Below are 22,590 nucleotides of genomic sequence, written 5' to 3'. Positions count from 1 at the left end.
TTTGATAAATGTGAAATTAGCTCGCTTTATTTTTCATTTGTGATGTCATCAAAGCTATAATTTCTTCTACTTTTGGACTAATAACACTTACAGCTGACATGATCATTTCTTTTTCATTTTGATAATCATGACATAAAAACGCATACTCACATTTTAGATGAAATAAACATTGTTCCTTTTCATTAACAGTCGTTAGAAACATTAAATTGATTGCATTACTATCGCAAATTTTGTAAGAAACAGACATGACTGCCCGAATATCTTCTAAATTACGAATAACACTGTCTTTTTCAGCATTTAAGTGTACACTTAATAAATGAATTTGTGATATACTGTTTTCCATATTTGTTTTACCTCCTTCACTATATATATTGTTATTTTTTAGGTTTTTTCTTTTTATTTTTTTAGAAATGAGGAATTTTATGCAAATTATTACACTTATTTATTCAATCATCTTATTATTTTTTTATCATCCACTTTATCAAAACTACACAAGTTTAATGAATACGTCATTTTCTTTTTTTTATTACAGTTGGTGTGTTTTATTAACTCTTTCTTTATGCTTAACTTTTTTTAAAGTAACTTCTTTAAAAAAATTCATTATTTTTCTTTCTCTGTTCTTTTTTATTGGATTAATTTTACCCTATCATAAAAATTATCCAATCTTTTCAACTTTACATGTTTTTATTCCTTTATCTTGCATTATCATTGCACTTTTATTCTTAGCATATCTTATTAAAAATAAACAAAAAAGTGAGCCAATTTTAGCTCACAAAATTTATTTATGGTTTTCCTACGGTCTTTCAATCATTGCCATGTTCATTATTTTCTTTTCTCAAATCAATGGTCTTATCGAAATTAGCGTTTTACTATTTATCAATTTTATTCTTTATGTGCTTCAACGTTCATAAGATATTCATATTGCATACCTTGTCTTAAGTTTGATGAATCGTACCCTAAACTTTCTAAAATAGTATATCCAAATTCTAAGGCAGCCGCTGGTCCTTTACCTGTAATAATATGATCATCTTTTTGAACAATAGCTTCTTGATAATTAGCTCCGGTAAGTTGTGTTTCAAAACCTGGAGAACAAGTACAGATTTTATCTTTTAAAATACCTGCTTTAGCTAAAACAATTGGTCCTGCACAAATAGCAGCAATCAATTTATGTTCCAGATTGAATTGTTGAACAATTTCAATAACACGTGCATCATCTCTTAAATTTGTTGCTCCAGGTAAACCACCAGGAATAACAATTCCATCATATTCTTTGATTTGATCATTAAAGACGCAATCCATTTGAATTGTAATTTGATGAGAACTTGTCACCTTTAAATCATCCATCCCTACTAAATCAACATGAACATTTGCTCTTCTTAAAACATCAACCGGTGTCAATGCTTCGATTTCTTCAAATCCATCTTTACATAATATAGCTATTTTCTTCATAAACACTCCTCTTTTCTTTTAAAGATATTTTATCATGAAAACCAAAAAATAAAAGAATGAAATACATTGTATGGGATTTCAAAATATATTATAATGTTGCATAGATGTAAAAATCACCTTTGGAGGTTTTATGAAAAAAATTGTTATTGGTATAACAGGAAGTATTGCAGCATATAAAACGTGTGAACTTATTTCCCGTTTAAAAAAGAAAAATTATAATATTGAAGTTATTATGACAAAAAATGCAGCTCAATTTGTAACACCACTTACCTTTGGAGCACTTATTCATAAACCTGTTTTAATTGATGATTTTGATGAAACAGGTTATCAAATTAAACACATTAACATTGTTAAGGATGCTGATTGTTTTATTATTGTTCCAGCAACTGCAAATATTATTGCCAAAGTTGCTCATGGTTTAGCAGACGATGTTTTATCTTCCGCCTTTTTAGCAGCAACATGTCCAAAAATCATTGCTCCTGCAATGAATGTACACATGTATGAAAATACTGCAACTCAAAAAAATCTTGATATTTGTAAATCTTATCATATTAAGATTGTGGAACCTGAAATTGGTGAACTCGCATGTGGTTATCAAGGAAGAGGACATTTAAGTGATATTGAAGATTTACTTGATGCTATTGAATATGCGACATCTCCTCATCCATTAGCTGGAAAGCATGTTCTTATTACCGCTGGTCCTACTCAAGAGCCACTTGATCCAGTGAGATTTATTTCAAATCATTCAAGTGGAAAAATGGGCTATGCACTAGCAAAAGTTGCTCGTCAATTAGGAGCTCATGTCACATTGATTAGTGGGCCATCATCTCAAAGAGCTCCTTACGAAGTAGATGTAATCAAAATTCAAAGTGCACAAGGTATGTTTAAACAAGTATTAAGTTATTTTGATTTTCAAGATTATGTTATCATGTCTGCTGCTGTTGGTGACTATCGTCCTTTAGAATATAGCAATCAAAAAATAAAGAAAAAAGCTGACGAATTTTATTTAAAATTAGGAAAAAACGAAGATATTTTATCTTATATTGGAAAACATAAAACAAAACAAACTATTTGTGGGTTTGCTATGGAAACAGAAAATGTTATTGAAAATGCTCAAAATAAGTTTTTTAAGAAGAATTGTGATTTATTAGTTGTTAATGATTTATTTGAAGATGGTGCTGGATTTAAAACTGATACAAATAAAGTTGCTTTAATTACAAAAAACTTTGTTGATTATTTAGATTTAATGAGCAAAGAAGATCTAGCACATATTATTTTAGAAAAATTAATGAAAGTTAAAGGAGAATAAAGATGCTAGTAGTTGTAGATATGGGAAACACAAATATTACAATGGGACTTTTTAAAGATGATCAGCTTATTGGCAATTATCGTTTAACGACTAAACTGCAAAGGACATCAGACGAATATGGTTTTATGATTCTTGCTTTTTTAAGCGCCTATAATGTAACCGTTGAAGATATAAAAGATGTTATTATTTCTAGTGTCGTTCCTAAAATCATGTATTCTTTTACAAATTCCATTCGTAAATATTTCCACAAAGAACCTATTATTGTTGGTCCAGGAATTAAAACAGGCATTTCTGTAAAATATGATAATCCTAAATCTTTAGGAAGTGATCGTATTGTTGATGCTGTTGGTGCCTACTATAGTCACCATTGTGCTTGTTTAGTAATTGATTTTGGCACTGCTACGACATTCGATGTTATTTCTTCAAAAGGTGAATTTATGGGTGGCGCAATTGCTCCTGGTATTGGTATTTCTGCTGAAATGTTATCTAATCGTGCTGCTCAACTACCTGAAGTAGCAATAAAAAAACCACAACATATTATTGGTAAAAATACTGTTGAAGGTATGCAATCAGGGGTTGTTTATGGTTATATTGGTTTAACAGAGAAACTGATTGAAGAAATTAAAAGCCAATATCCTGAACCATTAAAAGTCGTTTCTACAGGTGGTCTAGGTAGAATGATCTATCAAGAAACAAATTTGATTGATGCCTATGATAAAGATCTTACATTCAAAGGTTTAAAAATTATATATGATATGCAAAAAAGGGATTAAATAAAATCCCTTTTTAATTCGTTTTTTAAATAAAAATGTATTGTTTGTTGTCCATCCACATACAAAATAACAATTTCTTGAAGATTAATTCCATGAACTTTCATAATTTGTTCTAACCACTTTTGATTATGATGAATCAATTCTAAATTTTCATAAATAATTGTTCCTTGTAAAATAAGAATTGTTGGTATAAATTCTTTTTGAACTTCTTGATGTAGATCACCTAATTTTAAAGGCCTTGACAATGTCTTAGGATAAAAAGTAAATTTCCCATTTGTTTCTAAAATAATTTTATCTAACTCGTTAAGCTCAAAATAACCATTCATTCTACAATTCATCAACAATTCATTCAAATCAATTTTTGCTTTATCCAAACTTTTTAAATATATCTTATCATTTTCAAATAAAACAACAGGTTTTCCTTCAACAAAAAAGCGAAAATTTAAATACCTTTTTGTTAAAACAGAAACACCCCAAGTAAAAACACCATAAACAATCATTCCAATCAACGGCTTTAAAATATCATTAAAACTTCCCATAACCATTTCAGCAGCAATAGAACCAATTGTAATTCCAATTATATAATCATATAAAGATAACTCTGTTACTTGCCTATAGCCCATTAATTTCGTTAGTAAAAACAAAACAATCAAAGAAATTAAGGGCAAAACAAAATATTCAAGCAAATTCATTTTAATCACCCTTTTAAGTATGGACAAAATAAAAAAAAGAAGTCAAAATTATGACTTCTTATACAAAATTCTCATTGAGTTACAAATAGCAATTAAAGTAACACCTACATCAGCAAAAACACCCATCCACATATTTGTAAGTCCAAACAAAGTAAGAACTAAAACTCCAATTTTAATTAATAACGTAAAAGTAACATTTTCTTTTAAAATAAAGTTTGTATAATGAGAAACTTGAATGGCTTTAGCAATTGATGTAATATCGTCACTCATTAAAACAACATCTGCAGCTTCAATAGCTACATCACTACCAACGCCACCCATCGCAATACCAATATCACTTCTAGCAAGAACTGGCGCATCATTAATACCATCACCAACAAAAGCTACAACATGATCATTACCCATTAATTTTTCTAATTGTGTAACTTTATCTTGTGGTAATAAATCACTATATACTTGATCAATTCCTATTTTAGAAGCAATATCACGAGCAACAGTTGAATGATCTCCTGTAAGCATAACCGTATTTGAAACATGTGCCTTCTTTAAGTCTTGAATACCTGGCATTGTAGATTCTTTAATAACATCTGCAACAACGATATGTCCTAAATATTGTTTTTGACATGCTATATGAACAATTGTTCCAATAGATTGAGGTTGACTCACTTCAATACCTAATTCATGAAAATATTTTTCATTTCCTAATTCATATTGTTTTTGATCAATAACAACAGAAAGACCTTTTCCAGCGATTTCTTTAAAATCTTCTATTCTTGTACTATCGATTTCTTTATTATAAGCTTTAACAATACTTCTAGCAATTGGATGATTTGACATATATTCACCATATGCACCAATTTCTAATAAATAATCATCTGAAATTTCAACAACTTCAAATTCACCTTTAGTAAGTGTTCCTGTTTTATCAAAAACAACAGTATCAATATCTTTTAATAATTCTAAATAGTTTCCACCCTTAACTAAAACACCTAAAGCACTCGCTTTACCAATACCAGCATATAAACCTAAAGGTACTGAAATAACAAGTGCACATGGACAAGAAACAACTAAGAATGTACATGCACGATAAAGCCAATCATAGAAATTTTGATTTGGTAAAATAATCATCGGAACAATTAATAATAAAACAGCAAGTCCCACAACAGTTGGTGTATAAACTTTTGCAAAACGGGTAATAAATTTTTCAATTTTAGCTTTTTTACTTGCAGAATTTTCAACAAGATCAATAATACGACTTACTGTACTATCCGCATAAGGTTTTGTTACTTCAATATAAATAACATCATTTAAATTGACAACTCCTGATAAAACCTCATCTCCTACTTCAACACTTCTAGGAACTGATTCACCTGTTAAACTTGCGGTATCTAACATACTGTTTCCTTTAATAACTTTACCATCCAACGGTACTTTTTCTCCAACTTTAACAACAATTGTATCTCCTACTTGTACTTCTTCAGGAGTTGCTTGAATCATTTGATCATCTTTTACAATTGTAGCATACTCACTTTTAATATCCATTAAAGAAGAAATAGATGATCTTGTCTTATTAACAGCATATCCTTGGAAAATTTCACCAATAGCATAAAATAGCATAACCGCAATTGCTTCACTGTAATCACCTAAAGCAATCGCTCCAAAAGTTGCTAAACACATCAAGAAATTTTCATCCAAAAAGTCTTTTCTACCAATGTTTTTAATTGCTTTTAAAATGACTTTATAACCAATTAATAAATAAGCAAATAAATATAAGAAAGTAGCAAAACCACCTGCAAAGAAATGTGCCCCTATAAAAATAATAACACCTTCAACCAATTCCATATTTTCTTTTAAATCAAATAATTTTGGTTTACTATATATTTTTTGATTATCTTCCTTTGATAAAACAACTCCTTCTTCAACAGAGTCAACAACAGCTTGTAACTTTTCCATTAAAGAATCATCGTTTTTTACTTTAACCATTAACTTTTGAGTAGAAAAATTAACAACCGCATCTTCAATGTAAGATTGTTTTTTTATCTCAGCTTCTACTTTACTTGCACAGTTTGCACAATCCAAACCAACTATATTAAATTTGATTGAATTAGCCAATTCACGATGATCTTCCACATGTTCATGATGATGTCCGCATCCACATTCATTGTGATGATGTGTTTTGTTTGTAGAGAGGTTATCTATTGTTACTTCATCTTCAATGGATTGTATAAAAGAAAGAAGTTCATTATCATTAATTTCTTGATTACTTTCAAAAGTCATCATACCTGTTGCAAAAGAAATTACACAATCATTAATCTCTTCTTTTTTATTTAAAGCATCTTCTAATTTTTGTGTGCAATTAGCACAATCAAGGCCATTAACTTTATATTTATATTTCATATTATTTATCCTCCATGATATGACTATAACCAGCCTCAAAAATTAGTTTTACATGCTCATCATCTAACGAATAGTACATCATTTTACCATCTCTTCTATTTTTAACTAATTTATTGGCTTTTAAAATTCTAAGTTGATGAGAAATAGCTGACTGCGTCATATCTAAACAAGCAGCTAAATCATAAACACACATCTCATGATCAAATAAAGCACAAATAATGCGTATTCTTGTTGAATCACCAAACACTTTGAATAATTCAGCAACATCATATAAAGATTCTTCCTCGGGCATTGCTTTCTTTACTTGTTCAACAATTTCATTATTAACGATTTTATCCATTTTTTCTCCTTTCATATGAATATATGTTCATATGAATATTATATGATATTTATTTACAAAGTCAATATATATGATAAGATTAAATAAAAATGATTGGAGAAATTTTATGAAAAAATTACTGATTGTAGTAGACTATCAAAAAGATTTTGTAAATGGTAGTTTGGGATTTAAAGAAGCTGAAGATTTGGATGAGTATCTTGCTTCTTTAATTGATCAATATCATCAAAATAAAGATGATGTTATTTTTACTTTCGATACACATCAAAATAATTATTTAGAAACTCAAGAAGGAAAGAATTTGCCAATTGAACATTGCATTAAAAATAGTGATGGTTGGAAACTATATGGCAAGGTAAATACTGCTAAAAAAGAATATGATATTTGTATTGAAAAAACAACTTTTGGTTCTCTTGAATTAGGAAATTACTTAAAGAATAAAAACTACCAAAATGTTACTCTAGTAGGTGTTGTTTCTAATATTTGTGTTTTATCTAATGCTGTAATTGTTAAAAGCGCTCTACCTGAAACACCTATCTTTATTGATGTAAAAGGTATTTCTAGTAATGATTTAACAATGCAGGCAAAAGCAATTTCAATTTTAGAAAATTTGCAATTCAATATTATTAATAAATAAAATACAATTAATAATTTTTTATTAAAATAAGTTATAAATTATTATTGACACTTCATCTAATGAGGCGTAGAATTTGCCTAAAGATATATATAGGAAAGGAAGTATTAAAAATGTCAAAAAAAGATATTGATTGGTCAAATATCGGTTTTGGATATATGCCAACAGAAGCAAGATTCGTATCAAATTATAAAGATGGAGCTTGGGATGAAGGCGTGCTTACTGCTGATGACAAAGTTGTTATTAGCGAATGTGCAGGTGTTTTACAATATGCACAAACATGTTTTGAAGGGTTAAAAGCTTATAGAACAAAAGATGGGAAAGTTGTTTGCTTTAGACCTGATTTAAATGCAAGTCGTATGGCTGACTCTTGCAAACGATTAGAAATGCCAGTTTACCCTGAAGATAAATGGGTAGAAGCTATTGAAAAAGTTGTTAAAGCTAATATTGATTATGTACCACCTTATGGTTCAGGAGCTACTTTATATATTCGTCCATATATGTTCGGTAGTAATCCAGTTATTGGTGTTAAACCAGCTAACGAATATCAATTTAGAGTATTCGTAACTCCTGTAGGGCCTTACTTCAAAGGAGGAGTTAAACCTATTACAATTCGTGTATCAGACTTCGATCGTGCTGCACCTCACGGTACAGGACATATCAAAGCTGGTTTAAACTACGCAATGAGTTTACATGCAATCGTTGATGCACATAATCAAGGATTTGATGAAAACATGTACTTAGATGCAGCTACTAGAACTAAAGTAGAAGAAACTGGTGGAGCAAACTTTATTTTCGTAACAAAAGATAATAAAATCGTTACTCCAAAATCAAACAGTATCTTACCTTCTATCACTCGCCGTTCTTTAATGTATGTTGCTAAAGAATACTTAGGATTAGAAGTTGAAGAAAGAGAAGTTTATTTTGATGAAGTAAAAGATTTCGTTGAATGTGGTCTTTGCGGTACTGCTGCTGTTATCTCACCGGTAGGCAAAATCAATGATCATGGTAAAGAAATTTGTTTCCCAAGTGGAATGGATGAAATCGGACCTGTTCTTAAAAAACTTTATGAAACTTTAACAGGTATTCAAATGGGTACAATTGAAGCACCTGAAGGTTGGATCAAAGTTATCGAAGAATAATAAAATATATAAGAGTTGTCATCTTGGCAACTCTTTTCTTTTATAAAAAAAGCATTGATTTAACAATGCTTTAACGATTTTCCATTTTAATATATTCTTTCTTTTCCCCAATATATTTACCTGCTGGACGAATAATTCTTCCTGAATAAAGTTTATTTTCAATATTATGTGCAACCCATCCAACAGAACGTCCAATAACAAACATCAAGGTATAAAGATCTTTAGGAATTCCTAGCATATCATAAACGAGCCCGCTATAGAAATCAATATTAGCACATACATGAATACCTTTTCTCTTTTCAATTTCAGCAACCGCAATTTCTTCAAAACGATGATATAAGTCATATTCTTTTAATCTATCTTTTTCAATAGCTAGCTGCTTACATTGTTTAGAAAGAATTTGACAACGAGGATCACTCAATGTATAAACAGCATGCCCTATACCATAAATCAAACCAGATTGATCATTAAATTTTTTATCTAAAATATCATTTACAATTTGTCTAATCTGTTCATCACTTGCATTTAAACCAACAGTATCAATAACAAGTTCCATTTGTTTAGCTACCGCTAGATTAGCCCCACCATGTTTAGGACCCTTCAAAGAACCAATCGCTCCTGCAAAACATGAATAGATATCAGTTCCCGTAGATGACATTACCACATTTGTAAATGTAGAGTTGTTCCCTCCCCCATGATCAGCATGTAATACTAAACACATATCTAGAACACTGGCTTCTGTTTTAGTAAATGAACGATTTATTCTTAACATTTGTAAAATATTTTCAGCAATCGAGTAATCAGTATTTACAGGATGAATAAATAAACTATCACTATCAAAATAATGTACTTTACAACGATAAGCATAACAAACAATTTCTGGAATCTTAGCGATTAAATCTAACCCCTTATTTAATGTTGCTTCTGGTGAAATATCATCAGGTGTTTCATCATACGTGTAAAGCATTAAAACTTCTTGTTGAAGTTTATTCATCATATTTTGCATTGGAAATCCTAGTATACGTGCTTGTAAATAATTCAAAGGTAAATCATATCTTGAAGCTAATTCTTTTTTAAACGCATCTAATTCATCTTTATTAGGTAAATATCCAAAAAGAATTAAAAAACAAGCTTCTTCAAAAAGAAAACGATTTTTTGGATCATGTCCCTTTATAAAATCAGAAACTTTAACACCCCTATAATAAAGTTCCCCTTCTGTATCAATCTTTTTACCATTTTCTTTTTTATATCCCACAACATCTGATATTCTTGTAAGTCCAACAAGAACACCTGTTCCATCTTCATTTCTTAAACCATTTTTTACGTTGTATTTAGAATATAAAGAATTGTCAATTTTATTTAATGATGTACTTCTTTGAAATACATAATCAATAAATTCACTCATATTTAAGCCCCCTTATCATAGTGTTAGAAATATCATATCACAAATTTGTATAACTGTATACAATTATTTACTTGTCTTATTTTGTTAAAGATTGTCAAATGACAAAAAGTATTCTAAAATAGAATACAAGGTGATAGTTATGAAAATATTTGATAGAGAATTCTCAGGTCTATCTCAAGAAGACGTTTTAAAAAGGCAACAACTTGGGAAAACTCATTTTGTGGAAAGTAAAACAACAAAAACATATAAAGAAATTATTTTTAATAATATTTTTACATTTTTCAATTTAATTAATATTCTACTATTTGCATGTCTTGTTTTTGTTGGATCTTATCGTAATACCCTTTTTATCTCTGTTATCTTTTTTAATACTTTAACAGGAAGTTATCAAGAAATAAAAGCAAAAAGGACATTAGATCAGTTAAGTATTTTAACAAAACAACAAATTGATGTTTTAAGAGATAATCAATTATCTAAAATCAATGTTGATGAAATTGTTCAAGATGATCTCATCATTTTAAATACAGGAATGCAAATACCTGTTGATTGTGAACTTTTAGAAGGTCATATAGAAGCAAATGAATCACTTCTTACAGGTGAAAGCGATGCTATTTTAAAAGTCAATGGTGATTCACTTCTTTCAGGAAGTTTTGTTACATCAGGACGTGCAATTTGTAAAGTAATTCATGTAGGAAAAGAAAGTTATATTCATAAGCTTACCGCTCAAGCAAAAGAATTTGAAAGCAAAAAATCAGAGCTATCAAAATCGATTGACCAAATTTTAAAAATTATCTCAATTATTATCATTCCTTTATCAATTTTACTCTTTTTTAAAGAATATTTTATTGGTCATTATCCATTTAGTGATGCAGTTGTTTCAGTTGTAGCTGCTGTTTTAGGAATGATTCCATCTGGACTTGTATTACTTACAACAATCGCCCTATCTTTAAGTGTTCTAAGACTTGCTAAAAAAAATACTCTTGTCCAAAATCTATTTTGCATTGAAACTCTTGCTCGTGTGGATACTATTTGTTTAGATAAAACAGGAACGCTTACTGAAGGTAAGCTTAAAGTTGATGATGTTATTTGTTTTGATGATCATTTTAATATTGATCAAATTATCAAAAATATGAATTATTGTTTAGAAGATGGCAATATGACATCTATAGCACTTCATCAATACTTCTCTAAAGAAAAAAATTATCAACCTTTCTTTGTTATTCCTTTTTCATCGCAAAGAAAATATAGTGCTGTTTCTTTTAATGAATTTGGAACCGTTTATTTAGGAGCAAGTCAATTTATTTTTGAAAATCTAGATTCTAAGATTGAAAAGAGAATTAAAACTTATACCTCTCAAGGTTTTCGTGTTTTGTGTATTGGATATACTCCAATAACTATTAATGATAATACTTTAATAAAAGATTTAAAATGTATTGGAATTTTAATTTTATCTGATGTTATTCGTCAAGACGCTAAAACAACATTAGATTATTTTAAAAGACAAGATGTTGATATTAAAATTATTTCTGGAGATGATCCTGTTACTGTTTCAGCAATTGCTAGACGTTGTCATCTTTTAAATTATGAACATTACATAGATGTTTCTTCTTTATCGGATGAACAAATAAAAGAGGCCATTGAAAAATATACTATTTTTGGACGTGTTTCTCCAAAACAAAAACAATTGATGGTCAATACTCTTCAAGAAAATAACCATACGGTTGCAATGACAGGTGATGGTGTTAATGATGTATTAGCTTTAAAAGCAGCAGATTGTTCAATTGCTATGGCCTCAGGAAGTGATGCAGCTAAAAGCGCTTCACATATTGTTTTATTAAAAAATAACTTTAATGCCATGCCACATATCGTTAATGAAGGAAGACGTGTCATTAATAATATTACTGCTTCTGCATCAATGTATTTAATTAAAACAATCTTTTCAGTTGTTTTATCAATTGGAATGATCTTATTTGGACATGGTTATCCATTTAAACCTATCCAACTAACTGTCATTTCTGCTTGTTGTGTAGGCATCCCGACTTTCTTTTTGACCTATGAACCAAATTTCAAAAGAGTGTCTGGTGATTTTTTAAAAACAGTCTTTAAAAACGCCTTCCCTTTTGCCTTTATGATTGCTATTTGCTCAACAATTATCGTTAATGGTGGTCGTGTCTTAGGTTTAGAAAAAGAAATGCTTTCAACAATTTGTGTTTTACTTACAAGTTGGTGTTATTATAATGGTTTAAGACATATTTATTCACCCTTAAGTCATTATCGTATTTTTGTAATCTATATAATGCAAATTGTTTTATATATTTCTTTAATTGTTGGTCATCAATTTTTAGGATTAGGAAATATTGATTATATTGGTGCCATTACTTTAATGTTTTTAGTTACTTTTTCAAAAGTCATTTATTTATTGAATTTTGAATTATTTGATTATACTTATTTATTCTTGCAAAGAAAACGAAATAAACACAAATAAAAAGGACAAACGTCCTTTTTATTTACTTACATTTTTCTTCAATATAACTTTGACATGTTTTTTCAACAAATAACATATCTTCTTTTAAATTTCCTGTAAAATGTAAACGTTCCATATTCCTATGTATATAATCATTTTCTCTGATAAACAAATAACTTGATTTAAAATTTAAGTCAAATACGAAAGCCATATAAGAAACCCACATATCTACTTCATTGTGCCTATTTTCTTTTAAAATCAAAGTATGATTTTCAATATCTTTCAAAATATTTTGAGAAACTCTTTGACTATAAAAGGCAGTATCTGAAATACTAAACAAAGTTTGTATTGATTCTATATTTTTTACTCGAAAATTATCTAATTTATCACTATCCCTAATAAGAAGAACTTGTTTTAATAAAGAGGGTTCTAAATTATTTGGTATTTTGTATAAAGAATGATAAGCAATCGCCTTTTCGATAATTTCATCATATTGATCATCATCAATAAAATTTCTAATCATCCCCTCTTTAAATAAAACCTGCACCCCTAATTTAGCATGATCAATATTTCGATCATCAAAGCTATTAAAACGTTTTATTTGTTCAAAACGTCCTATATCATGCAATAAAGCAATTAAATAGGCTAAGTCTCTTTCAACACCTGTAATATTTTCATGGTGACATAAATATTCAGTTGTATGTACGACTTCCAATGTATGAACAAGTTTTAAATGAATTTTATCATTCGTTAAATCAAATTGACGCACATAATTCATAAAACTCTCTTTTGCTTTTAAAATATCAAACACCTTGACCTTACTCCTTTCTTTATTTTATACTATACCATAAAGTGAGGTAAAAATATGAATGACTTATTATTAAAACAATACATTGGTTTAATTGAATGTAACAATGAAGAAATTTCAATTCTAGCCAATACATCTGCTTTTATTATGCAAAATTTTCAAGATATCTCTTGGGCTGGATTTTATTTATTTAAAAACAATGAACTTATTTTAGGACCATTCCAAGGTAAAATTGCTTGTACTAACATTCCTCTAGATAAAGGAGTTTGTGGTAAAGCAGCATCTACTCGAAAAACTGTTATTGTAGAAGATGTTCATCAATTTGCAGGACATATTGCCTGCGATAGTGAAAGCAACAGTGAAATTGTAATTCCACTTATAAAAGGAAATCAATTATATGGTGTATTAGATTTAGATTCTACATCATTTAGTAGATTTTCTAAAGAAGATCAAATTATTTTTGAAGAAATTTCAGAAATTTTAGTTCAACATTTATAATTATTTACATATCTTTGATATGAGGGGAAACCATGAAAAGACATCTTTTATTATGTTGTTTAATAGGAATAATGAGTATACTGGGTTACTTTTATTTTCAAAGAAAGATTATATTTATTGATCATCCAACAATTGAAATCAATAGTCCATTTTATTATAAAAAATATATTAAAAAAGTTAAAAATGGTTCTATTAATGACGTCACTTATAATGCAAATGATTTAAACAATCAAACTTTAGGACATTATACAGTGACTTATTTTTTTAAAGGAAAAACATATCATTTGAAAATAGAAGTGATTGATACAAAAAAACCAACTATTAAAGAATCTGAATCTTTAAAAATTGAAAAAGGGAAATCTTACGATTTAAAAAAAGGAATTATTATTAAGGATAATTCTAATCAATACAATTTAACAATTGATACCAATGATTTTAATCCCAATCAAATTGGAAACTATACAATTTATTATAAAGCAAATGATCTTTCCAATAACCAAACAATTTTCAAAAGAAAAGTAACTGTCGTTAAAAAAATAGAAATTGGCACACATATAGAATCTAATAAAAAAATAGTGTATCTTACGTTTGATGATGGTCCCAGTCAAAATACTGATCGCATTTTAAAAATATTAAAAAAATACAATGCTAAAGCAACTTTTTTTGTTACAGGATGTCATCAAGAATATAATCAATATATTATTGAAGCTTATAAACAAGGACATACTATTGGTTTGCATAGTTATTTGCATGAATATCAAGATATTTATTCCTCTAAGGATGCTTATTTCAAGGACCTTAAAAAAATAAAACAAATGGTTAAGCAACTTATTGGTATTCAAGTCCACTATATTCGTTTTCCAGGAGGAAGTTCTAATCGTATTTCTAAAAACTATTGTCATGGTATCATGTCTCAATTAACACGTGAAGTCATTAAACAAGGTTATCAATATTATGACTGGAATGGTGATACAACAGATGCAAGTGGCGATCATATCCCAACTGCAACAATCATTAAACAAGCTACAAGTGAAACACATCAAAATATTGTCCTTTTAGCTCATGATACAGATGCTAAAGATACAACTGTAGCTGCTCTTCCATCTATCATCCAATATTATAAAGAAAAAGGTTATCAATTTTTAGGCATTGATGATGAAAGTTACTATGTACATCATGATATACAAAATTAGCAGTCATTTGACTGCTAATTCTTTTTTAAATCCTCTAATAAATAATTTTTCATTTGTTTATTTTTTCTTTGAAATTCTTCAATTTCATGAAGATGTGTTTCTTTAACCAATAATTCGAATTCTCTTGCAGAAATACGCATAGCCCCTCTAGAAGAAACAATAATTTGTTCTAAAGCATCTGAAGTAGCTACATAAACACGATATTTTTGTGATAAATCATGTGTTACTTTCTCTATGTAGTTATCTGCAGTTTGCGCTTCTTTTGTATAAACAACATAAATATTATCATTTTTTTCAATTGAGCCAATATTCTTTTTAATTTTATAAGCATCAAAAACAACAATCAGCAAACATTTTCGATAACCTTGATAATTATTCAAAATATCTATTAAACGATGTCTAGCATGGTCTAAATTTGTTTTAGCAAGTTCATTTAATTCATCCCATGAAAAAATAATATTATATCCATCTACTAATAAACATTCTGGTAAAATTGTCTTTTTTTCTTCAACCTGTTTTTCTATTTTACGATTCATTTCTTTAGAAAGTCGTCTTTTAATTGGTCCATATGTTCTAATAAATATTTCCTCTAACTCTTTATCATCGACTTTATAATTTTTTGTAACTGGACGTGGTTTATTTTTTTGATATACATAAGGTAAATGCATATAATTTTCTACTTCATCATAAGGGACATAAAATCCTGCACCCTGTTTACAAAAGATAGAGCCTGTAGGAAATAAAGCATCTTCTTCACTATTATAGTCAATTTCTTGAATAATTTTTTCTTGATCATGACATTCAAAGTAACCAACCATTTGATAGAACAGCTTCCCATTACCTTTTGTAAGCGAAAGAAAATCCTTTTGATACGTCATTAAATAACGAACAGGTGCTTTTCCTTTAATGATTGTTAAATCCTGTTCATAACTTATTTGATAATCGCTATGAAATGTATCTAAATCATAAATAATCTTACTTGAAATATGATTTTCTACAATCATCTCAAATTCATAATAAGGTTCTAATAAAAGAGATTTTGTCTTTTTTAAGCCTTGTCGAATTGCTCGATAGGTTGCTTCTCTAAAATCTCCGCCTTCAGTATGTTTTAAATGGGATTTTCCTGTAACAAGAGTCAATTTCATATCTGTAATAGACGATCCTGTAAGAACACCAAGATGTTGAATTTCTTGCATATGTGTTAAAACAAGATTTTGAAAATTAAGCGGTAAAGTATTTCTTTGACATTGATTTTCAAACACAAGTCCTTTGCCCCTTTCTAAAGGTTCTAATAAGATATGCACTTCAGCATAGTGACGTAAGGGTTCAAAATGACCTACTCCTTCAACTTTATCCAAAATCGTTTCTAAATAAGTAATTCTTCCTTCATCATAATGAATTAAAAATCCATAACGTTCCAAAATAAGATTTTGTAAAGTATCTAATTGAATTTCTCCCATAATTTTAACTGAAAGAATTCCTAATTGTTGATTATATTCAAATTGTAAACTTGGATCTTCTTTACCAATACTTAGTATTTGTTCAATAGCTTTACTTTTTTCAATATCATCAGGAAGTAAAATTTGATAAGACATAAAAGGCTTTAAAATATTTTGTTGTGTCTGTTTTTGATTTCCAAATGTAAAACCAATAGGTAACTCATCTAACCCCAAACAAGCTACTATATCACCTGTTGAAGCACTCTGAACACTTTGATAGCCTTGTCCTGTATAAATTCTTAATTCATCTACTTTACTTTCACTAATAACATCTTTAACATGCAAAGTCCCGCCTGTTACTTTTAAATGCGTTAAATGTTTTTGTTTATGAAATGTCTTTTTAAAAACAATCCCACTTAAAATATCTAAAGCTTCTTTTTGACAAGTATATAAATCTAAAGCTTCCATAAATTCTTCTACACCTTCATCTTTTAATGCTGAACCAAAGAATACAGGAAACATTTGTCTTAAAGAAATAACTTTTTGAATATCCTCTTGTTTCATTTGTTGATTAAGATACTTTTCTAATAATTCATCATTTAATAAAGAAATGTTTTCATAAAAGTTTTCATCAATTGCAAAACAATTTTCATTTAATTCTTTTTGAATATTTTGTAATAATTGCTCTTTGGTTGAGTACGTACTATCTATCTTATTAACAAAAATAAAAGTAGGAATTTGATAAGTTTGCAATAATTTCCAAATTGTTTTTGTGTGCGCTTGTATACCATCCTTAGCCGAAATAACAAGAATAGCATAATCTAACACTTGTAACGTTCTTTCCATTTCACAACTAAAATCATTATGCCCAGGTGTATCTAAAAAAGTCATTTGACTTTCTCGATACATAAATGAGATCTCTTTTGAAAAAATAGTAATACCTCTTTTTCTTTCTTGTATATCATAATCTAAAAAAGAATCTTCTTTATCAACTCTTCCCATTTTTTTAATAACACCTGCATGAAAAAGCATTGCTTCAGATAATGTTGTTTTTCCAGCATCAACATGTGCTAAAATCGCAAAAGTTACTTTTTTCATAAATTTCACCTTCTTTCTACTTTATATGTAGTAAGTCTCTTACAACAACACTTGCAATGATCAAGCCTGCACAACTTGGTACAAAAGAAATACTACCAGGTGTTTTTTTATGTGTCTCAGGATCTACAGGTGCATCTGTTTCAATGGGCTTTTCTGTAGAATAAACAACTTTTAAAGCAGGTATTTTTCTTTTCTTAAGTTCCCTTCTCATAACTCTAGCAAGTGGACAAATAGATGTTTTATAAATATCAGTTACCTCCAACTTTGTTGGATCTAACTTATTACCTGTCCCCATTGATGAAATAATTTTAATCTTTTTTTCTTGTGCTATTTCTACCAATTTAATTTTAGCTGTTACTGTATCAACAGCATCTACAATATAATCAAACTCATCAAAAGGAAAATGATTCATTGTTTCAGGCAAAAAGAAATCATCATATGTTTGAACATTGCAACGAGGATTGATCGATAAAATGCGTTCCTTCATAACTTCTACTTTTTTTTGATCTATTGTTTGATGTGTCGCAATAATTTGACGGTTAAGATTCGAAATAGAAACCGTATCATGATCAATGATATGAAGTGTCCCTACACCAGCGCGTGCGAGTGCTTCAACGACAAAACCACCCACACCACCAACACCAAAAATAGCAACCGTACTGTTTTGTAAAGTTTCTATTCCTTCTTTTTTTATTAATAATTCAGTTCTTGAAAATTCTTCCATAATAATCACCTGTAACATCATACCATAAAATAAAAAAGGCTTCCGCCTTTTTTATAAACCTTTTTCAGTTAATTCACGTGCAACATCATCTTTGATGGTAACACCTGATGCTTTTAACTCGGCAATCTTATCTGCAAATTGTGGTAAATATTTTTCATGAGCAATCAATAATTCATTTAAAACATTGACCATTTTTTGTCCTGATACTGTTTGTGGATTTAAAATGAATGCTTGCATTAATAATCCATAATCTCCTGTTACAGCTGCCTCTTCAACACATAATTCCATGTTTTTCATGCATTGTAACCATCCTCTTTGAGCTGGTTGTAATGACCCAAAGGCAATAGCTCTTGCTCCTGTTGAACCAATATAAGATGAAACTTCTACTGCACAGTCAGCTGGTAAGTCTGGGACAGATCCATTATTTTTAGTTGTTACTACGATATGTGATAATTTATTTCCATAGATTGAAGCAATTGTTTCACAAGCCGCATCTGAATAATGTGCTCCTCCACGTTTTGCTAATTGTTCTGGTTTATGATCTAAATCTGGATTTTTATATAATTCAAATAACTCATGTTCTGTTTGTTGTACTTGTTGTCCACGAGTTCCTACCTTAGGATCATTATATTCTTCTAAACCATGAGCCAACATTTCTTCTTCACGATAATAATATCTATGATATCCGCATGGGATCATATTCATTTGAAGTAATTGTTCTTTAAAGAATGGAATATCATGAATGTTTGCAGGAATTCCCATATCTTTTCCTTCATACATTGCTTCAATGATATCTTTAGTCACTTCTTTACCATTTTCATCATATACTTTATGCCAATGGAAATGGTTTAATCCAGCAAATTTATAAGTTAATTGATCTAAAGTTTTACCAATTGTTTTTGGTTCATCTAACATTGCTCCAACAGGAACATTACATAAACCAATGACTTTATCCCATTTACCAAATCTCATAACTGCTTCTGTAACCATTCCTGATGGATTTGTAAAGTTAACAAGCCAAGCATCTGGGCATAATTCTTTCATATCTTCAACGATTGATAAAATAACTGGAATCGTTCTTAAAGCTTTAAACATACCTCCAGCACCATTTGTTTCTTGACCTAACATACCATAGCTAAATGGAATTCTTTCGTCTTTAATACGAGCATTTAATAAACCAACTCTAAATTGAGTTGTAACGAAATCAGCATCTTTTAATGCTTCTCTACGATCTAATGTTAAATGAACTTTAACATCATAAGGAGAAGCATCCCACATACGTTGTGCCATTTTACCAACGATTTCTAGTTTTTCTTTCCCATCTTCAATATCGACAAGCCAAATTTCTTTGATTGGAAGTTCATCATATCTTTTAATAAATCCTTCCATTAATTCTGGTGTATAACTACTTCCTCCACCAATTGTTACAATTTTTACGGGTTTTTTACTCATTTTTATATCCTCCATTTTTTGATATATTCATTATAACATAGAGGTCTATACAAGAAAGCTTATTTCATTTTATGAAAAAAAAATAGAAGCGTGAGCTTCTATTTTAAATTATCTAATACTTTATAGATTTCTTCAGCAACTTCATCCATTGATTGATTTCCGTCAACATTAGTAAGTTCACCTAACATTGTGTAGTAATCAATTAAAGGTTTTGTTTGTTTATTGTAAGTATCAATACGTACTTGAACTGCTTCTTCACTTTCGTCAGAACGTTGTGTTAATTCTCCACCGCATGCGTCACAAACACCTTCTTTTTTAGGTGGATTGTAAACGATATGATATGATTTACCACAATCAGCACAAGTTCTTCTTCCTGATAAACGTTTAACTAATACATCTTCAGGAATATCTAAGTTGATTACAGCATCAATTTTAAAATTGAACATTGAACAAATATCAGCTAATTTTCTAGCTTGAATGATTGTTCTTGGGAAACCATCTAAGATGAAACCATTTTTAAATTCTTCAGTGTTAATATTTTCTTCTAAATATTCTTGAATCATTTGAATTGTAAAATCATCTGGCACTAAATAACCAAAAGAAATAAAATATTTAGCAATAACACCAAATTTTGTTTCTTCTTTAATTGCTTTTCTAAATAAGTCACCTGTAGAAATTTGTTTTAAACCATATTTTTCCACCAATTTAGCAGCTTGAGTTCCTTTACCAGCACCTGGTGGACCCATTAAAATTATATTCATTACTATCTCTCCTTTAAGCAATGACTATTATATGCTTTTTTTTCATTAAATGGAACTAATTTATGAAAAAAAGAAGACTTTTTTAACGATTCTATAACTCTTTTTAAAAGAAAGGGTTTTCATTTATTTTTTCCATCTAAAATAAAACTCTACACCGCCTTGTAAATTATAAACTCCATAACTCATTTCATGAAGTTCTAAAATATTTCTAACGATTGCAAGACCTAAACCTGTCCCTTTTTGATCATCACTGACAAAAGATTCCCAAATAGTGTCCATTCTATTTTCATCAATTTGTTTTCCCTTATTTTCAATCGAAAATTCATTTTCTTTGATTTTAATTTTGATCGTACTATTAATAAATGCATGTTTGATTGCATTTGATAAATAATTTTGAATAACCATTTCTATTCGTTTTCTATCACCTACAATTAAAACATCTTCTCCTTGTATTTCTATCTTTAATTTTTTATCCATTAATAATTGTTCATAATCATCAATAATATCTTCAGTTAGCTCTCTTAAATCAATTTCTTTTTTATCTAAAGTAATCGCCTTTGCTTCAAGTTTTGATAAATCTAACATTTGTAATACTAAATCATTAATAACAGCAATTTCTTTATTGATCACCTCTATATACTTAGCTTTTTTATCTTCATCATCTACATTTTCTAACAAATCAATATTTCCATTAATAATGGAAAGAGGTGTTTTAATCTCATGGGTAAATTGAGCAATAAATTCTTTCCTTAATTGTTCCATCTTCTTCACTTGATCTATTTCTAAATTCAATGCATCTATATTTCTTTTCAAGTTAGAAGACATCGTATTAATATGACTTGAAAGACTTGATAACTCATCATGTCCTTTTGTATCTAATACACCTTCAAAATTATTATTTGTGATTTCCATTGCAACACGATCAATTTCTTTAATACGTCTTGTTGTCATATAAGAAATCAAATATGAAAATAAAACGATAAATAAGAAACCACCTAAAAGTAATGGAAAGTTATCTTTAAACAAATCATTTCTTAATTGATTTCTCCCTCCACTTTGAAAATCATAGAAAACTGCAATAAAAGCCTCTGGTGTATGTTCTTGCCCCTCAGTATAGCCTTGATATTTATATAAAGGCATAAGTAATACTTGATAAGAATAATCATCTAAAAGTTTAGTAAACGTTGCATACGTTAATGTTCCTTCTTTAATAGATGTGGCAATTTCATTTGTCATTTTTCTATTTTCTTTTGAAGTAATAGTATCTTTATCTAAAAATGAAGCAAGTCTTACATAAATATTAGAAAAATGATTATCGATAGCATCTTTTGTCAACTGGTTCATTTTCAATGTTGAAACTTTTTTTATGTCATTGACTACTTCTCCATGCCACGATAAATGATAATCTCCATCATCAACATATGCATATAACGTCGCACTAATTGAGTTTCCTTGCTTCATTCCAAAAATATCCGTATTATAATGAATAAAGCTTGGTGTGACTTTAAAATAGCGGCTCTTGGCATTATACATTAATGTCGATGTTTTTTTAAAATTTTGTAATTCTTCTATTTGACCTTCAAAACTTAAATTAATATCATCATAACCTTTTTCATCAACATCTTTTATTGTATCTTTTAAGAGTTTATATTGTTTATCTGATAATTCTGATAAGTCAATATAGTAATTTATATCATAATAATCGTTTGAATTATCACCTTCTGAACATAAATCAGAGGTAATAAGTAATCGATCTTTTTTATTATATCCGTATTGATTGATAAGTTTTCCTTTAGCATCTAAAAGACAGATTTCAGTCATATTATCTTTAGGTAAATTACTTAATTCTTTTTTTATTTTTTCTAAATCTAATTCTACTTGATGAGGTCCTCTACTATCTATAGTATTGCAAAAATTAATATAATCATCTGAAGCCGTGTAATCAGTATTGTAAACCAGTTGTTAAGTTACAATTTAATTTGCGACAAATTGTCATTAATTTAACAAACAAATAC

19 protein-coding genes are annotated in these 22,590 nt (G+C 28.9%); 7 read left to right on the top strand and 12 right to left on the bottom strand.

Going from position 1 to position 22,590, the window contains the following annotated elements; genetic code table 11:
• Nucleotides 1-16: 16 nt before the first annotated feature.
• Complete coding sequence (locus LJD34_RS10600) at nucleotides 17-343, bottom strand: hypothetical protein (protein ID WP_117574681.1); 327 nt, start codon at nucleotides 341-343, stop codon at nucleotides 17-19.
• 539 nt (nucleotides 344-882) lie between these two features.
• Complete coding sequence (locus LJD34_RS10595; protein ID WP_227359856.1) at nucleotides 883-1,449, bottom strand: DJ-1 family glyoxalase III; 567 nt, start codon at nucleotides 1,447-1,449, stop codon at nucleotides 883-885.
• Nucleotides 1,450-1,579: 130 nt separating this feature from the next.
• Between LJD34_RS10595 and coaBC the strand changes: the two genes are divergently transcribed.
• Together coaBC and LJD34_RS10585 are read left to right on the top strand one after the other, a co-directional pair.
• Nucleotides 1,580-2,758: a bifunctional phosphopantothenoylcysteine decarboxylase/phosphopantothenate--cysteine ligase CoaBC gene (coaBC, locus tag LJD34_RS10590; protein ID WP_117782177.1), complete on the top strand. Its 1,179-nt coding sequence runs from the start codon at nucleotides 1,580-1,582 to the stop codon at nucleotides 2,756-2,758.
• Between the two features lie 2 nt (nucleotides 2,759-2,760).
• Complete coding sequence (locus LJD34_RS10585) at nucleotides 2,761-3,531, top strand: type III pantothenate kinase (protein ID WP_032090027.1); 771 nt, start codon at nucleotides 2,761-2,763, stop codon at nucleotides 3,529-3,531.
• Here the strand turns inward: LJD34_RS10585 and LJD34_RS10580 are convergent.
• Genes LJD34_RS10580 through LJD34_RS10570 form a run of 3 tightly spaced genes read right to left on the bottom strand, consistent with a single transcriptional unit; the run spans nucleotide 3,528 to nucleotide 6,960 of the window.
• Entirely contained in the window at nucleotides 3,528-4,223 is a 696-nt protein-coding gene (locus tag LJD34_RS10580; protein ID WP_032090026.1) for a DUF421 domain-containing protein, read from the bottom strand. The genes LJD34_RS10585 and LJD34_RS10580 overlap by 4 nt on opposite strands.
• A 48-nt stretch (nucleotides 4,224-4,271) precedes the next feature.
• The gene (locus tag LJD34_RS10575; RefSeq protein ID WP_227359855.1) at nucleotides 4,272-6,620 is read right to left on the bottom strand and encodes a heavy metal translocating P-type ATPase; all 2,349 of its coding nucleotides are present in this window, start codon (nucleotides 6,618-6,620) and stop codon (nucleotides 4,272-4,274) included.
• 1 nt (nucleotide 6,621) lies between these two features.
• Nucleotides 6,622-6,960, bottom strand: a complete 339-nt coding sequence (locus tag LJD34_RS10570; protein ID WP_022001299.1) for an ArsR/SmtB family transcription factor — start codon at nucleotides 6,958-6,960, stop codon at nucleotides 6,622-6,624.
• A gap of 106 nt (nucleotides 6,961-7,066) precedes the next feature.
• On the opposite strand from LJD34_RS10570, the gene LJD34_RS10565 reads away from it, so the two are divergent.
• Together LJD34_RS10565 and LJD34_RS10560 are read left to right on the top strand one after the other, a co-directional pair.
• Nucleotides 7,067-7,594 carry a cysteine hydrolase family protein gene (locus LJD34_RS10565; protein ID WP_227359854.1) on the top strand — a complete coding sequence of 176 codons (528 nt, stop codon included), beginning with the start codon at nucleotides 7,067-7,069 and terminating at the stop codon, nucleotides 7,592-7,594.
• A 110-nt stretch (nucleotides 7,595-7,704) separates the two neighbouring features.
• Entirely contained in the window at nucleotides 7,705-8,733 is a 1,029-nt protein-coding gene (locus LJD34_RS10560; protein ID WP_256186591.1) for a branched-chain amino acid aminotransferase, read from the top strand.
• A gap of 70 nt (nucleotides 8,734-8,803) precedes the next feature.
• On the opposite strand, the gene LJD34_RS10555 is transcribed toward LJD34_RS10560, so the two are convergent.
• Complete coding sequence (locus tag LJD34_RS10555; RefSeq protein WP_227359852.1) at nucleotides 8,804-10,138, bottom strand: citrate synthase; 1,335 nt, start codon at nucleotides 10,136-10,138, stop codon at nucleotides 8,804-8,806.
• Nucleotides 10,139-10,277: 139 nt separating this feature from the next.
• On the opposite strand from LJD34_RS10555, the gene LJD34_RS10550 reads away from it, so the two are divergent.
• Nucleotides 10,278-12,623 carry an HAD-IC family P-type ATPase gene (locus LJD34_RS10550; protein WP_227359851.1) on the top strand — a complete coding sequence of 782 codons (2,346 nt, stop codon included), beginning with the start codon at nucleotides 10,278-10,280 and terminating at the stop codon, nucleotides 12,621-12,623.
• 22 nt (nucleotides 12,624-12,645) lie between these two features.
• Here LJD34_RS10550 and LJD34_RS10545 read toward each other — a convergent pair whose 3' ends face one another.
• Nucleotides 12,646-13,380 carry an HD domain-containing protein gene (locus LJD34_RS10545; RefSeq protein WP_227359850.1) on the bottom strand — a complete coding sequence of 245 codons (735 nt, stop codon included), beginning with the start codon at nucleotides 13,378-13,380 and terminating at the stop codon, nucleotides 12,646-12,648.
• Nucleotides 13,381-13,467: 87 nt separating this feature from the next.
• Here LJD34_RS10545 and LJD34_RS10540 point away from each other — a divergent pair, with 87 nt between their 5' ends.
• Nucleotides 13,468-13,908, top strand: a complete 441-nt coding sequence (locus LJD34_RS10540; RefSeq protein WP_227359849.1) for a GAF domain-containing protein — start codon at nucleotides 13,468-13,470, stop codon at nucleotides 13,906-13,908.
• 32 nt (nucleotides 13,909-13,940) lie between these two features.
• Nucleotides 13,941-15,101, top strand: coding sequence for a polysaccharide deacetylase family protein (locus LJD34_RS10535; RefSeq protein WP_227359848.1), 1,161 nt, complete (start codon nucleotides 13,941-13,943; stop codon nucleotides 15,099-15,101).
• A 14-nt stretch (nucleotides 15,102-15,115) separates the two neighbouring features.
• Here LJD34_RS10535 and LJD34_RS10530 read toward each other — a convergent pair whose 3' ends face one another.
• From LJD34_RS10530 to LJD34_RS10510, 5 genes are all read right to left on the bottom strand, one after another.
• Nucleotides 15,116-17,638: an NYN domain-containing protein gene (locus LJD34_RS10530; protein WP_227359847.1), complete on the bottom strand. Its 2,523-nt coding sequence runs from the start codon at nucleotides 17,636-17,638 to the stop codon at nucleotides 15,116-15,118.
• 16 nt (nucleotides 17,639-17,654) lie between these two features.
• On the bottom strand, nucleotides 17,655-18,362 hold the full coding sequence (locus LJD34_RS10525; RefSeq protein WP_199676916.1) for a ThiF family adenylyltransferase: 708 nt from the start codon (nucleotides 18,360-18,362) through the stop codon (nucleotides 17,655-17,657).
• Nucleotides 18,363-18,413: 51 nt separating this feature from the next.
• Complete coding sequence (locus LJD34_RS10520) at nucleotides 18,414-19,814, bottom strand: 6-phospho-beta-glucosidase (RefSeq protein ID WP_022002501.1); 1,401 nt, start codon at nucleotides 19,812-19,814, stop codon at nucleotides 18,414-18,416.
• A gap of 98 nt (nucleotides 19,815-19,912) precedes the next feature.
• Nucleotides 19,913-20,575, bottom strand: a complete 663-nt coding sequence (locus LJD34_RS10515; RefSeq protein WP_107029409.1) for an adenylate kinase — start codon at nucleotides 20,573-20,575, stop codon at nucleotides 19,913-19,915.
• 123 nt (nucleotides 20,576-20,698) lie between these two features.
• On the bottom strand, nucleotides 20,699-22,396 hold the full coding sequence (locus tag LJD34_RS10510) for an ATP-binding protein (protein ID WP_227359846.1): 1,698 nt from the start codon (nucleotides 22,394-22,396) through the stop codon (nucleotides 20,699-20,701).
• Nucleotides 22,397-22,590: the final 194 nt, after the last annotated feature.

Origin of the sequence: Faecalibacillus sp. MSK20_93, assembly GCF_020589945.1 — a bacterium.
Classification (GTDB): domain Bacteria; phylum Bacillota_I; class Bacilli_A; order Erysipelotrichales; family Coprobacillaceae; genus Faecalibacillus; species Faecalibacillus intestinalis.
This window is presented reverse-complemented; position numbering and strand designations above follow the sequence as displayed.

What these genes read in the sequence shown, in the direction of transcription:
- LJD34_RS10570 (WP_022001299.1), bottom strand. Translation starts at nt 6,960, where the DNA reads ATGGATAAAATCGTTAATAATGAAATTGTTGAACAAGTAAAGAAAGCA.
- LJD34_RS10510 (WP_227359846.1), bottom strand. Translation starts at nt 22,396, where the DNA reads ATGACTGAAATCTGTCTTTTAGATGCTAAAGGAAAACTTATCAATCAA.
- LJD34_RS10520 (WP_022002501.1), bottom strand. Translation starts at nt 19,814, where the DNA reads ATGAGTAAAAAACCCGTAAAAATTGTAACAATTGGTGGAGGAAGTAGT.
- LJD34_RS10535 (WP_227359848.1), top strand. Translation starts at nt 13,941, where the DNA reads ATGAAAAGACATCTTTTATTATGTTGTTTAATAGGAATAATGAGTATA.
- LJD34_RS10575 (WP_227359855.1), bottom strand. Translation starts at nt 6,620, where the DNA reads ATGAAATATAAATATAAAGTTAATGGCCTTGATTGTGCTAATTGCACA.
- LJD34_RS10530 (WP_227359847.1), bottom strand. Translation starts at nt 17,638, where the DNA reads ATGAAAAAAGTAACTTTTGCGATTTTAGCACATGTTGATGCTGGAAAA.
- coaBC (WP_117782177.1), top strand. Translation starts at nt 1,580, where the DNA reads ATGAAAAAAATTGTTATTGGTATAACAGGAAGTATTGCAGCATATAAA.
- LJD34_RS10600 (WP_117574681.1), bottom strand. Translation starts at nt 343, where the DNA reads ATGGAAAACAGTATATCACAAATTCATTTATTAAGTGTACACTTAAAT.
- LJD34_RS10540 (WP_227359849.1), top strand. Translation starts at nt 13,468, where the DNA reads ATGAATGACTTATTATTAAAACAATACATTGGTTTAATTGAATGTAAC.
- LJD34_RS10525 (WP_199676916.1), bottom strand. Translation starts at nt 18,362, where the DNA reads ATGGAAGAATTTTCAAGAACTGAATTATTAATAAAAAAAGAAGGAATA.
- LJD34_RS10545 (WP_227359850.1), bottom strand. Translation starts at nt 13,380, where the DNA reads ATGAATTATGTGCGTCAATTTGATTTAACGAATGATAAAATTCATTTA.
- LJD34_RS10560 (WP_256186591.1), top strand. Translation starts at nt 7,705, where the DNA reads ATGTCAAAAAAAGATATTGATTGGTCAAATATCGGTTTTGGATATATG.
- LJD34_RS10515 (WP_107029409.1), bottom strand. Translation starts at nt 20,575, where the DNA reads ATGAATATAATTTTAATGGGTCCACCAGGTGCTGGTAAAGGAACTCAA.
- LJD34_RS10585 (WP_032090027.1), top strand. Translation starts at nt 2,761, where the DNA reads ATGCTAGTAGTTGTAGATATGGGAAACACAAATATTACAATGGGACTT.
- LJD34_RS10565 (WP_227359854.1), top strand. Translation starts at nt 7,067, where the DNA reads ATGAAAAAATTACTGATTGTAGTAGACTATCAAAAAGATTTTGTAAAT.
- LJD34_RS10550 (WP_227359851.1), top strand. Translation starts at nt 10,278, where the DNA reads ATGAAAATATTTGATAGAGAATTCTCAGGTCTATCTCAAGAAGACGTT.
- LJD34_RS10555 (WP_227359852.1), bottom strand. Translation starts at nt 10,138, where the DNA reads ATGAGTGAATTTATTGATTATGTATTTCAAAGAAGTACATCATTAAAT.
- LJD34_RS10595 (WP_227359856.1), bottom strand. Translation starts at nt 1,449, where the DNA reads ATGAAGAAAATAGCTATATTATGTAAAGATGGATTTGAAGAAATCGAA.
- LJD34_RS10580 (WP_032090026.1), bottom strand. Translation starts at nt 4,223, where the DNA reads ATGAATTTGCTTGAATATTTTGTTTTGCCCTTAATTTCTTTGATTGTT.